Here is a 12348-nt window from a genome sequence, read left to right on the forward strand (position 1 = left end):
ATTATAATGTATAGCGGCAGCGTTCCTGCGAGGATGCGCCGGAAAGGCTCACACATGCTCCAACTCAACCACATCAAGAAAGAATACAAGACCGGCGATCTGGTGCAGAAAGCACTGGATGATGTCAGCCTGAACCTGCGGGACAACGAATTCGTCGCCATTCTCGGCCCCAGCGGTTCCGGTAAGACCACCCTGCTGAACGTCATTGGCGGTCTAGACCGCTACGACAGCGGTGATCTGATCATCAACGGCATCTCCACCAAAAAATATACCGACCGCGACTGGGACTCTTACCGCAACCACACCATTGGCTTTGTGTTCCAGAGCTATAACCTCATCCCGCACCAGACAGTGCTTTCCAATGTGGAGCTGGCGCTGACCATCTCCGGCATTTCCGGTGCCGAGCGCCGCAGCCGGGCCACCAAGGCGCTGGAGCAGGTAGGTCTGGGCGACCAGCTGCACAAGCACCCCAGCGAAATGTCCGGCGGCCAGATGCAGCGTGTGGCCATTGCCCGCGCACTGGTCAACAACCCCGATATCCTGCTGGCCGACGAGCCGACCGGCGCACTGGACAGCGACACCAGCATTCAGGTGATGGAGCTGCTGAAGGAGGTGGCCAAAGACCGCCTTGTGGTCATGGTCACCCATAACCCGGAGCTTGCAGAGCAGTATGCTACCCGCATCGTCCGCCTGCGGGACGGCGTGATTCAATCGGACACCGCACCGTTTACGCCGGATGATTCCGCTCAGGTGCCGCCGGTGCACAAAAATCTGGGCCGTTCTTCCATGTCGCCGCTCACCGCTCTCGCGCTGAGCTTCAACAACCTGCTCACCAAAAAGACCCGCACCCTGCTCACCGCGTTTGCCGGTTCCATCGGCATCATCGGCATTGCGCTCATCCTTTCGCTCTCGGCCGGTGTGAGCAATTATATCCAAGAGATGGAACGCTCCACCCTTTCGGAATATCCGCTGCAGCTCTCGACCACCGGCGTGGACCTTGCCGCCCTGCTGGACCCGGAAAGCTATACCAGCGCCGTTGCCGACAACACCAATGTGGGCACCACCAGCGCTTCTTCCACCCCGGAGGGCATGGTCACGGTGCGTGAACTGCTGAGCCAGCTGACCGAGGATAATTCCTCTGTCAATGACCTTGCTTCCCTGAAAAAATATCTGGACAGCAGCGAGTGCACCATCTCGGAGGATGCTGCTTCCATCGAGTATACCTACGGCACCGTACCGCTGATCTACCGCCAGAACAAGGACGGCACCGTGCGCCAGATCTTCCCGGACAGCAGCCTTTCTGCGCTGAACAACACCACCTCTGCCGCCGGCATCGTCTCTTCCATGACCAACCAGAGCGTGTTTACCGAGATGGCCGAAGAGCCTTCGCTGTACGAAGATCAGTACGATGTCAAGGCAGGCCGCTGGCCGGAAAGCTACAACGAGGCCGTTCTTGTGCTGAATTCGGATGGCAGCATCAGCGACTACGCTCTTTATATTCTGGGCATTGAGGACGACAGCGTGATGATGCGTTTTCTGCAGGAGTACGCAAAAAACAAGAACACACAGGCTCCCACCGGCTACGGCACCTACCCCTACGATACCTTTGTGGGCCTGAAATATAAGATCGTTACCAACTCAGACTATTACGTTTATGACGAAGAACGCCAGATCTGGCGCAACCGCTCCGACGATGAAGCGTATGTGGAGCAGCTTGTGGAAAACAGTCCGGATCTGACCATCGTGGGCGTGGTGCAGCCCCGCGCAGATGCCAGCTCCACCATTCTGCCCATAGGCGTTGCCTATACCCATGCACTCACCAACTACGCCATCGACCATGCAGCCGAAAGTGAAGTGGTAAAGCAGCAGCTTGCCGACCCGGAAGTGAACGTGCTGACCGGCGAGCGCTTTGATGCCGACCAGCGCAAAACCGATCTTGACATTTCTTCCCTGTTCTCGGTGGATACCGATATGCTGAAGGATTCCTTCCAGTTCGATGCAAGCAAGCTGCAGTTCGACCTGAGCGGTGCATTTGATCTGCAGGATGGCAGCTTTGACGTTTCCTCCATCCTTGATCCGTCCGCATTCCAGCTGGATCTGAGCGATCTGGACCTGAGCGACATCGACATGAGCGATGTGGAGCTGCCGGACATGAACGCGCTGGATCTGAGCCAGTTGTTTGCCGATATGGACCTGTCCGTCTCGGAGGATGCGCTGCAGAGCCTGATGAAGAAGATCATGAATGGCTATAAGCGCTATATCATCGGCAACGGCATCTTGAATCTGGATAAGATCGGTTTCTCTTCCTATATGGAGAGCGACCAGTTCAAACAGCTTCTGTCCGAATCCATGGGCGACCTGCTGGACACCACCGGCCTGCAGGAGCAGTTCACCGCTTCGCTTCAGCAGAACCTGCAGGGCATCATGACGAGCTATCTGCAAAGCTACTCGGAACAGCTGAGCCAGAAGCTGGGCGAAGCTCTGCAGACCAAACTTACCGCTGCCATTCAGACCCAGATGAGCACCGTGATGCAGCAGCTGATGACCCAGCTGACCACTCAGTTCAGCCAGCAGATCCAGTCCGCCATCCAGAACAACATCGCTCAGCTCAGCAGTCAGGTGGAAGATGCCCTGAAGATCGACCCCACCGTGTTCCAGAGTGCCGTGCAGGTGAACATGAGCACCGACGACCTTGTGGATCTGGTCAAAATGAACCTGCAGTCCAGCACCACCTCCTATGGCAGTGTTCTTGGTGCACTGGGCTATTCGGATTATGCCAAACCCGGCAGCATCTGGATCTACCCCAAGAGCTTTGAGGCCAAGAACCGCATCGTGGACAGCCTGAACGCCTACAACGCCGCCATGCGTGCGCAGGGAGAAGAGGACAAGGTGATCGTATTCTCGGATACGGTCGGCACCCTGATGAGCGCCGTGACCAGGATCGTGGATATGGTCAGCAATGTGCTGGTGGCCTTTGTTGCCATCTCGCTGGTGGTTTCTTCCATCATGATCGGTGTCATCACCTATATCAGCGTGCTGGAACGCCGCAAGGAGATCGGTATTCTGCGTGCCATCGGTGCATCCAAGCACAATGTCTCCGAGGTGTTCAATGCCGAAACCTTCATTATCGGAATGTGCTCCGGCGTGATCGGCGTGGGCCTGTGCCTGCTGCTGCTGATCCCCGGCAACATGCTCATCCACTCCATTGCAGGAACCACCAGCGTCACCGCTGTGCTGCCGCCCAAGGCTGCACTGATCCTGATCGTTCTGGCTACCCTGCTCACGATCCTTGGCGGCCTGATTCCCGCCCGCAGCGCAGCCAAGTGCAACCCCGTCACCGCCCTGCGTTCTGAGTAATTTCCTTTCTCTGCAAGCAAAAGGAGTCGCTGCATCACGCAGCGGCTCCTTTTTTGATGTCCGGTGCTTTATCTCAATTTCTCGTGTAATTCCTCATGCAGTTCCTCGCGCTCTTCCTTCAGTTCCTGCTTGAGAGTCTGGTCGATCTCCCGTGTCTCCTGCCGGATCTCAGCCAGATCCTTTTCGATCGCAGGGTTTTCTTCGATTTCTTCCCGGATGAACATGAGTGCAAAGCTTACCAGCAGCAGCCCGCAGGAGATCCAGATGGTCTTTTCTGCCAGCCGCGCTGCGCCCACGCTTCCAATACCGGCACCCACCGCGAACAGCAGGATGATGCCAAAATAACGCATCATCCGGTCCTTAGCTTTCGGCTCATGGGTCTTGCGCCAGATGCAGAATGCTTCCACACCGCTGCGCAGGTCACCAATGCACATAGTGCTGGCAAATGCATAGCCGTTCACCTTGCGGAACGCCTGCACCTGCATCGCGCAGGAGAAGGAAACGATGGCGTTTGCCAGCAGATTCTGCTCCTGCGGTAAAAAACCTACAACGAACAGCAGAAGCACTTCGCCCAGCACCACCAGCTGCCGCCAGTGAAGCCGCTGCATGTCACGAAAACACTCCCGCATCTTTTCTGCCACCAGTACGCCCAGCGCAAAAGCACACAGAGGAACCAGATAGTGTAGCACCCGATCCCACTGACCATCCATGATGTTGGCACTCAGCAGCACGATGTTGCCGGTCTGTGCATTTGCAAACACCTTGCCGCGGAACAGATACGTATAGGCATCCTGCAGCCCGCCCGAAAGCGAAAGGAACACCGCCGTCAGGAAGGACTCCGACATCTGCCCATGATGTTTTGTTTTCATATTACCTTTTCCCCTCTTTTCGCACCCTATTATAATATATTTTTACAGCTTGGTTCATATCAATTTTACATGTCATGCATGTGTATCCCTGCGTCCTGCCAGAGCCAAAAATACGGCCGTGCCCGGCCCGCACTTTGCATTCCCTCACAGGTTGTGTTAGAATAAGAAAAAAGCTTTTCCAAAGGAGAACTTCCTTATGCCGAATATTGTCGAGATCACAGACCTTTCCGCACCGGAGCTGGATGTCTATGCCCGCCTGACGCAAGCGCAGCTGCGCAATCGTCTGGAGCCGGATAAAGGCATCTTTATTGCCGAAAGCCCCAAGGTGATCACCCGTGCGCTGGATGCCGGATACACCCCGCTCTCCCTGCTCATGGAGCGCAAACAGATCACCGGCCCGGCTGCCGATATCCTGACCCGCTGCGGTGATGCCCCGGTGTACACAGCCGACCGCGAGACCCTTGCCAGCCTGACCGGCTTCGAACTGACCCGCGGCGTGCTGTGCGCCTTCCGCCGCCCGCTGCCGCGCAGCGTGGAAGAGGTCTGCCGCAATGCCCGCCGGGTGGCCGTTCTGGAGGGCATTGTGGACTCCACCAATGTGGGAGCGATCTTCCGCAGCGCCGCTGCACTGAACATGGATGCCGTGCTCGTTACTCCTTCCTGCTGCGACCCGCTGTGCCGCCGTGCCGTGCGTGTGAGCATGGGCACCGTGTTTCAGGTGCCCTGGGCGCAGATTGGCACCTGTCCTGCCGACTGGCCGGAAAACGGCATTGCTCAGCTGCACAGTCTTGGCTTCAAGACTGCTGCCATGGCTCTGAGCGACCGCTCCGTAAGCATTGACGACAGCGCTCTTTCCGCTGAGCCGAAGCTTGCCATCGTGCTGGGCACAGAGGGTGACGGCCTTGCCCACAGCACCATTGCCGCCTGTGACTACACCGTAAAGATTCCTATGTCCCACGGCGTGGATTCCCTGAATGTTGCCGCTGCCAGCGCTGTTGCTTTCTGGCAGCTAGGCAACCGCTGATGAGCCAGGCTTTTGGCCCTGCCCAAAATACTTGACAAATCGCCCGAACAGAGTTACACTTACAGGGTCATCACATGGGCCTATAGCTCAGTTGGGAGTGCAAGCGTATCGCTTTTGTGCCCCACAGAGTTGTGGGCATTAGAATGGGGAGTATGTCGGTTGGTCGCCCAACCGAGTTACGCCCCTAAATATGGGCCTATAGCTCAGCTGGGAGTGCAAGCGTATCGCTTTTGTGCCCCACAGAGTTGTGGGCATTCAAATGGGGAGTATGTCGGTTGGTCGCCCAACCGCGTCACGCCCCTAAATATGGGCCTATAGCTCAGTTGGGAGAGCGTTCGGTTCGCATCCGAGAGGTCAAGGGTTCGAATCCCTCTAGGTCCACCAATTTGCCGCATCGTTTTGTACGATGCGGCGTTTTTTATGTCCAAAAAACTTTGGCGGACCGTGCCGGGTTCCGAACCCTGAAGTCGGATGCGAACCGGGCGGGGTCATCCATATACTTTTTGAAAATCCATCGGTTTCACGCTTCTTTCTTTGAATTTTGCATGGTGCTGCGGGCAAGTGCATCGCTTTTATGCCCCCTTCTCGGAAATTTCTTCAAAAATTTCCGCGCCATCGTAGGTTGATACAGCCTTGAGCTGCTCCACTTGATTGAAGCTGGCGTTCAGCGTAATCGAGATCTCATAGTCTTTTCGGACGCGAACCTCCTTAATGAACTGCTGCAAAATGGCGCGGCGTTCATCGTGGTTGGCTGTATCGTACACATCCGCCCATGTGAACAGCTCGTTGCAGATGTAGTTGCTGCGCTTTGCCGTTTTGGTGGCTTCTTCGTATTCTTCCTGTGCCTGCACGAGCTGCTTTTCCAGAGTTTCCAAAGCCTCTCTTGCCTCGGCTACCAGTGTGCCCAGCAGTTCTTTGTCCAAGGCACTTACGCCCCGAATGACCAGAATGGTTTCGGCTTTCAGGTCGTCCAGTTCTTTCTGCTTGCTTTCCAAGTCTTTCTGGATTTTCTTGACCTTCTTCTGGATGCGGGCGGCATCGTTAGTCTTGACCGATTCCAGCAGCTTCTTCCGGGAAACCTCCCGGAACTGTGCGAAGATCTGCCGGACAACTTCTTCCACAATGGAATCCAGCTTGGAAACACCGTAGCCGGACTGCCCATCGCAGTCACCCGGATGCCGAATCTTATAAAAGCAGCTATACCGCGGCCGGACTTCTTTCACCGTATGCCCATCGGCGTAGGTGTGTGTCCGTCCGCTGCTGGTCAGGCTCAAGCGGTTACCACAGTGGGCACAGTAGACCAGCCCGGTCAACAGGGCTTTGGAGCTGGTGCCCAGTGAAGTACCGCCACGCTCACAAGTGCGTGCCTGCCGCAGTTCCTGTGCCTGCTCGAACAGCTCTGGTTCGATGATGCGGAGCTGCGGACACTCCGTCTCCACCGCACCGTTGATGAGGTACCCCGTGTATCCTTTATTCTTGATCATCCGAACGATGCTGGTGTTGGGGATATTTTTGTTGTTCCGTCCTACGACTCCCTGTTCATAAAGATAGTGGCTCAGCTTCTGTGCGCCGTAGCCCTCGTAAACGTACTTGTGGAAAATCAGCCGGACGATCTCAGCTTCCGCTTCATCAATCACAAGGTCGCAGACCTCTTGGTTTTTCTTGTTCACCCGACCAAGGCGGACACGCTTGTAGCCAAAAGCCACGGTGCCGCCCGTGTAGTGACCTTCCCCGGTGAGCTGTTCCAGCCTTGTCCGGGTACGGACAGAGGTTTTCAGACTTTCGCCGGATGCCTGCCAGTAGCGGATGTAGTTCATCAGCTTGTCCACATGGGTGTCAAATCGCTGCTGTCCTTCGTTCACGCTCCAGACCTCGATGCCCTGCTTCGTGAACCACTCCACGATAAAGGGCGTTTCATCATCACGGCGACCGAGACGGTCAAACATGAACACCAGCAGGATGTCAAACTTGCCTTCCATTGCGGCCTGTTGGATTTTCTGGAGTTCATCACGGTCTTTGGCAGACTTCTTAAAGCCGGAAACTCCTTTTTCGGAAAATTCCTTGACGATCTCCCAGCCCTGACTTTCTGCAAAGTTGCGGCAGGCTTCTTTCTGCATGGGGATGTCGTCCTTTTCGACTTGTCCTTTGGTCGAAACACGGTATAATGTATAAACGCGTTTTTTCATTTCAATCTCTCTTTCTTTGAGTGAGAAAGGAAAAATCAAACGTGTTTCGTCCATATTTTGTTTTCAAGGTTCAGTTCGATTTTATCTTATCTCGCGCATTCAAGGAATACAAGGATGTCAGGCAGCGGTGTGTCCTGCCGTGCGCAGGATGGTGGCTTGCAACAGCTTCTGGATTGCATCCAGACAGTCCGTATCCGCAGGCGCATAGGTGATCTTGACCTTGCAGCCTTTGACGGAAATAGTTTCCGATTTAGCGGTGGTATCGCAGATAGCGTTCATAGGCCTCCTTTCTCCATACCCATTCGTTCAGATCGAGCTGATACAGCAGCGCATAATTGAGCCGAATGAGTTCCGGGATGCTCAACCGCCCCATCGGGCGGATCAGCCGTCCCTTGCTGATGGTCTGGACAGATTCTGCCAAAATCATAGAGGGCTGCAAAAAAGCCCGATTACTGTCCACAAGAACGTGGGCTTGGTGATCGGGCTTCTTTGCAGTATTGGATGTAACAGGCGCAACAATGAGGTTGGGCGAATAGCAGTTTGCGGTGTTGTTCTGCACCACGACCACAGGGCGGATACCGCTCTGCTCGGAGCCAAGGTGCGGCTCCAGATTGGCGTAGTAAATATCACCGCGCAGAAACTTTCGGTTGACTGGGATCATGTTCATCACCGCTTGCAGGGCAAATTGTGGGTACGGCCAGCACCGTTGTAGATGGACAGGATCTGTTTCATGTGGCGGTCTGCCACATTGCCAGTGTCGTTTTGTGCCAACCGGGTGATGGTCTTGGGATGCACTGTGCGCAGCCGGAGAATCAGCCGTTCCCGGCTGTATTCGCCCTGATACAGAGCCAGAAAACGAGCCATGCCATGCAGGATGCCCGACAGGAAGGAATCAGAATCGCCGCCCCACGCATCTACGAGAACACTCAGCATTTCCCGGTAAAGGGCAGCGCCGTAACTCTTGTAGATGTAGTAAGCCGAGCGGATGCAGTAGATTTTCCACGGGGCACGAATCCCATCCAGCGCAAAGCGTACACCGGTATTTTCCGTTACGGCGGCAAAGTCGCAGGCGTTTTCTTCGTGTGCCACCAGTTTGGCACGAAGCTGTTCACCCGCGGTCAGTTCGCTGGAAATGCCTGTCTGCACAGCAAACAGCAGAGCTTCATGCTCTTTAGAAAGGCCGTAGAAGACCTTGCAGCGAATCGGGAGGTCACGCCCACCGTTGCACGTTTTCCGTGCCTCAATGGTGTTCTGACCATCAAAGACGAAGTAGCGGCCATCCCGGTAGCTGACTTTCGGCTCATTGGCGATGTACTCCGAAAAGTTTGCTGCGATTCGTGCAACCTTGCCCATGCGGAGCAGCCGCTGATATTCGGCGCAGGGGTTCAGCAGAACGCTGTCAACGTACCGCACCTCGAAGTTACACTCCGGCAGGCTGGAAAGGTTCAGGTTAGAAAGCATCATAGCGTTTTCTCCTTTATTTTCAGAAGATACTGTACGGCATCTTCGGTCAAGTCATAAATGATCTTGCGGCAGTCCGAATCTTCAAAAACATCCGGGTATTCTTTGAAAATGCTATTCCAGCGGCGAATGAAGTCCTCTTTTGCACCCTGTACCTCGCACATCATCAGGGAGCCGTTTGCAACGACCCGTTCCTGATAGCGATTGTCGATGGATGCTTTCAGAGAAGTTTTTTCTTCGGCAGTAAGCTGGCGTTGATGACCTTGGAGCTTTTGCTGATTTCAGAAAGTGTTTGTTTTGAAGAAGATGTTTCGGCTTTTCGGGGCTGACGTTCCTGCTTTGGCTTCCGCAATTCTGCAAGAGCAGCAGGAATTTCTGCTTTTGGCGTTTTTGCCAAGGCGGTGATTTCTGCGTCCGTTGCCTTGATGCGCCCGGTCAGGATTTCCTCTCTTGCACCGGGGACTGCATCTTCCGCTGCGTCCACGCCTTTGGCATATTTTTCTGCTCGCTTTACGGTAGCCGCCCCAACGCCGTTTTGTGCGGCAATGCGCTCACAGGTGGAGAGCTGCTTTGCCCTCAATGGATCATTTTGAACCATTGAGGTGAAGCATCCATTGCTTCTAAAAAATCTTGCTGCTGTTTTGCATCAAGATAAGACAATTCGACCGCAGGGTTAAAAGAGATTTTCTTTTCGTCCACCATGTCCAGTAGTTCAGGGACAAGATTGGTGAGCCGAATGAAACGCTGGACTTGTCTGCCGCTTTCATCAGTGGCTTTTCCGACTTCATCAGCGGCTTCCAACTTCCCGACAACTTGTCGGGAAGTTAAATCTGACCTAGCACCTTGATTTTTTATCGCATCCAGCTTCATCTTGTACGCAAAAGCCCGCTCACTGGGCAGGATGTGTTCTCTCTGCAAGTTGGAATCGACCATCAATATCGTGGCGGCATCATCCTCCATATTGCGCACAATGACAGGCACGGTGTCCAGATGGGCAAGTTCGGCGGCGTGTTTCCGGCGATGCCCGGAGATGATCTCATAGCCGCCCTCTGGTCTGGGGCGGGCGATCAGTGGCGCAAGCACACCAAACTGCGAAATGCTTTCCACCGTCCGGGTCATAGCATCATCGTCCAGAACTTTGAACGGGTGGTTCTTGAACGGAAAAAGTTCATCCACAGGAATCTGCTGTACCTGCTCCCGCTGTTCTTCCTGTCGGTTTTCCTCGGTGGAAAACAGGTCATCTAGCCCTTTCAGAGCTAAGTTTCCGCTGTCGATCGGCATCCGCCAGCACCTCCTTCGCAAGAGATTTGTAGGCTTCTGCCACCTTGCCTTTGGGGTCATAGACAAAGATGCTCTTGCCTGCCGCACTGGTTTCTGCCGCACGGACAGACCGTGGAATAGTCTGCTCGAACACTTTCAAGTGCTTTCCGTATGCCTGCCGAATCAGATTGCTGATCTGCTTTCCGTAGTTGGTGCGGCTGTCGGTCATGGTCAGCAGAATGCCCTCGATTTTCAGCTTCGGGTTGATCTGCCGTCGGGCCTTCTGCACGGTCTGCAAAAGCTGTTCCAGACCCTTTGCAGACAGGTACTGTGCCTGCACCGGAATCAGGGCAGCATCTGCCGCCGCCAGTGCGTTGATGGTGAGCATCCCCAGCGAGGACATACAGTCCAGCAGGATATAATCGTACTCCCGTTTGGCACTGTCCAGCACCTGTTTCAGCATCTTTTCCCGGTTCATGCTGTTCACCAACGCCACTTCCAGCCCTGCCAGTTCGATGTTGGCAGGGATTAAGTCAACGCCCTCTGCGTGGTGTAGAATGCCCTCGCCGGGCGGAATGCTCTGGTCGTTCATGGCTTTTGCCATCAAGGTGGAAAGGGTGGTGGGCAGTTCGTCCGGCTGCTGCCAGCCCATGCTGATGGTAAGACTGCCCTGTGGGTCAGTGTCCACCAGCAGAACTTTCTTGCCCTCCATCGCCAGCCCGATGCCCAGATTTTCACAGGTGGTGCTTTTTCCGACACCACCTTTTTGATTGGTGACTGCAATAATCGTAGCTTTCTTTGCGATAACATCACCCCGCTTTCGGAGAACCGCGCGCAAAGTCGTGGTTCGTCTTGTTCTGATAGTAGAGGTTCATGGTCGTGGGCGCATTGTAGAGCATTGCCAGCAGATATTGCTTCATATTCCGCACCGGGGCGGTGTTTTCTGCCAGCGAATCCAGCACAAAACGGATGTGGTCAGCGTTCAGCTTTTTCAGCCGACTGCGTACCACCTCGACGGGCTTGTCATCCCCGGCGATCCGCAACATCTTGCGTTTGGTGGAACAGGCATCCACAAGCAGGTCTACAATCTGATAGATGGTGTCCTCATCGTCCGGGCAGAGCCGGAGCAAAAGGTCTACCTCTAACGCCTGATAAAAATAATCCTCAAGCTGCTCCCGGATGCCCTCGGAATGGATAGGGTCAGGATCATTCCACTTTGTTTTATTCTTATCAGTCTTATTTGCTTGCGGTTTTGGCTGCACCAGAATTGCTGTTTGGGCAATTCTGTACTTGCGCTTTGGGCAAGCCTGAGGAAAAGTCCTTGACGTAGATCAGGCTAGGTCTGCCCAAACCACGGCGTTTGCGCTCGATGAGGTCGATGTCCTCCAACTCCCGGAACAGTTTGACCGCCTTGTGTTCGGCACAGCAGAGGGATTCCTGCACTTCCCGGACGGTGTAGATGATATACACCCGCCCTTGCTCGTCCAGCCAGCCGTTCTTGACCGACAGGCTCATGCGGTCCAGCAGAATGCCGTACAGTGTCCGGGCATCGGTGGAGAGCTGCCGGAAGCGGTGGTCTTGGAACAGTGCCTTGGGGATGCGGAAATAGGAGAACAATTCGCCCGACTGAGCATAGAAGTAGTCATAACTCATGGCATTAACGGATCATCATCTCACGGTCTGCGGCACCTTTTATATACATAGCTTCTGCGATGTCATCCATCACCCGGAACAGTGCATCGTCCAGTTCAAGATATTTCCGCCCCAGTTTTTCATCCAGCAGCCTCCGGAACTCACGTTCGAGCTTGTCGTGTTCGCAAGCCACCCTCTGATAGCGAGGTGTCTTCATCAGTTCCGTCCATATTGGACGTACCATTTTGTCATAGTAGGTCAGCATAAAGTCTTTATCCATAGGCATCCTCCTTTTTGAAATGTGTTTTGGGCAAAAATAAAAGCGCAGCTTCTATTTAGTCAGAGTAGAAGTTGCGCTTTTACGGTACATCGTATTTTATTGTGATTTTGGATGCGATACATCTGAATATGGGCTATACGCAAGAGCCTGTAATTCACCTGTCCAGTAATAACAAGTCTGTGTCAGTAATTCTTCTTGAAATGAATCTTTTATAATGCTATACTCATTTTAGAATAGGCTTCGCATAAACATACTCTTTGTAAAAATTTCCCGTGCTAT

Annotated in this window: 10 protein-coding genes, 1 tRNA gene and 2 pseudogenes; 3 read left to right on the plus strand and 10 right to left on the minus strand. The window is 54.2% G+C overall.

What is annotated here, in order from left to right; genetic code table 11:
• Positions 1-54 precede the first annotated feature (54 nt).
• Positions 55-3357, plus strand: a complete 3303-nt coding sequence (locus DXA66_RS08135; RefSeq protein ID WP_118528102.1) for an ATP-binding cassette domain-containing protein — start codon at positions 55-57, stop codon at positions 3355-3357.
• 68 nt (positions 3358-3425) lie between these two features.
• Here DXA66_RS08135 and DXA66_RS08140 read toward each other — a convergent pair whose 3' ends face one another.
• A complete protein-coding gene (locus DXA66_RS08140) occupies positions 3426-4226 on the minus strand; it encodes a YoaK family protein (protein WP_118528104.1) in 801 nt (266 codons plus the stop codon).
• 196 nt (positions 4227-4422) lie between these two features.
• On the opposite strand from DXA66_RS08140, the gene DXA66_RS08145 reads away from it, so the two are divergent.
• The gene (locus DXA66_RS08145; protein WP_118528106.1) at positions 4423-5250 is read left to right on the plus strand and encodes an RNA methyltransferase; all 828 of its coding nucleotides are present in this window, start codon (positions 4423-4425) and stop codon (positions 5248-5250) included.
• Positions 5251-5558: 308 nt separating this feature from the next.
• Positions 5559-5634, plus strand: a tRNA-Ala gene (locus DXA66_RS08150).
• 188 nt (positions 5635-5822) lie between these two features.
• On the opposite strand, the gene DXA66_RS08155 is transcribed toward DXA66_RS08150, so the two are convergent.
• The 9 genes and pseudogenes from DXA66_RS08155 to DXA66_RS08190 all read right to left on the minus strand — a co-directional run bounded on the left by DXA66_RS08155 (position 5823) and on the right by DXA66_RS08190 (position 12069).
• Positions 5823-7436 carry a recombinase family protein gene (locus DXA66_RS08155; RefSeq protein ID WP_118528108.1) on the minus strand — a complete coding sequence of 538 codons (1614 nt, stop codon included), beginning with the start codon at positions 7434-7436 and terminating at the stop codon, positions 5823-5825.
• Positions 7437-7553: 117 nt separating this feature from the next.
• Complete coding sequence (locus tag DXA66_RS14285; RefSeq protein ID WP_158576356.1) at positions 7554-7715, minus strand: hypothetical protein; 162 nt, start codon at positions 7713-7715, stop codon at positions 7554-7556.
• Positions 7687-8097 carry a type II toxin-antitoxin system PemK/MazF family toxin gene (locus DXA66_RS08160; protein ID WP_118528110.1) on the minus strand — a complete coding sequence of 137 codons (411 nt, stop codon included), beginning with the start codon at positions 8095-8097 and terminating at the stop codon, positions 7687-7689. Before DXA66_RS08160 ends, DXA66_RS14285 begins: the two co-directional genes overlap by 29 nt.
• A gap of 5 nt (positions 8098-8102) precedes the next feature.
• Entirely contained in the window at positions 8103-8900 is a 798-nt protein-coding gene (locus DXA66_RS08165) for a DUF6551 family protein (RefSeq protein WP_118528112.1), read from the minus strand.
• Between the two features lie 217 nt (positions 8901-9117).
• Positions 9118-9495, minus strand: coding sequence for a hypothetical protein (locus tag DXA66_RS08170; protein ID WP_147365165.1), 378 nt, complete (start codon positions 9493-9495; stop codon positions 9118-9120).
• An 11-nt stretch (positions 9496-9506) separates the two neighbouring features.
• Positions 9507-10178, minus strand: a pseudogene (locus DXA66_RS08175) (ParB/RepB/Spo0J family partition protein); the annotation flags it as partial.
• Positions 10135-10962: a ParA family protein gene (locus tag DXA66_RS08180; RefSeq protein ID WP_118528331.1), complete on the minus strand. Its 828-nt coding sequence runs from the start codon at positions 10960-10962 to the stop codon at positions 10135-10137. The pseudogene DXA66_RS08175 and the gene DXA66_RS08180, both read right to left, overlap by 44 nt.
• Before the next feature lie 4 nt (positions 10963-10966).
• Positions 10967-11810 (minus strand): annotated as a pseudogene (locus tag DXA66_RS08185) (DUF6017 domain-containing protein).
• Between the two features lie 4 nt (positions 11811-11814).
• Positions 11815-12069: a hypothetical protein gene (locus DXA66_RS08190; protein WP_118528116.1), complete on the minus strand. Its 255-nt coding sequence runs from the start codon at positions 12067-12069 to the stop codon at positions 11815-11817.
• Positions 12070-12348: the final 279 nt, after the last annotated feature.

Origin of the sequence: Faecalibacterium sp. OF03-6AC (assembly GCF_003478175.1) — a bacterium.
GTDB classification, from domain to species: Bacteria; Bacillota; Clostridia; order Oscillospirales; family Ruminococcaceae; genus Faecalibacterium; species Faecalibacterium taiwanense.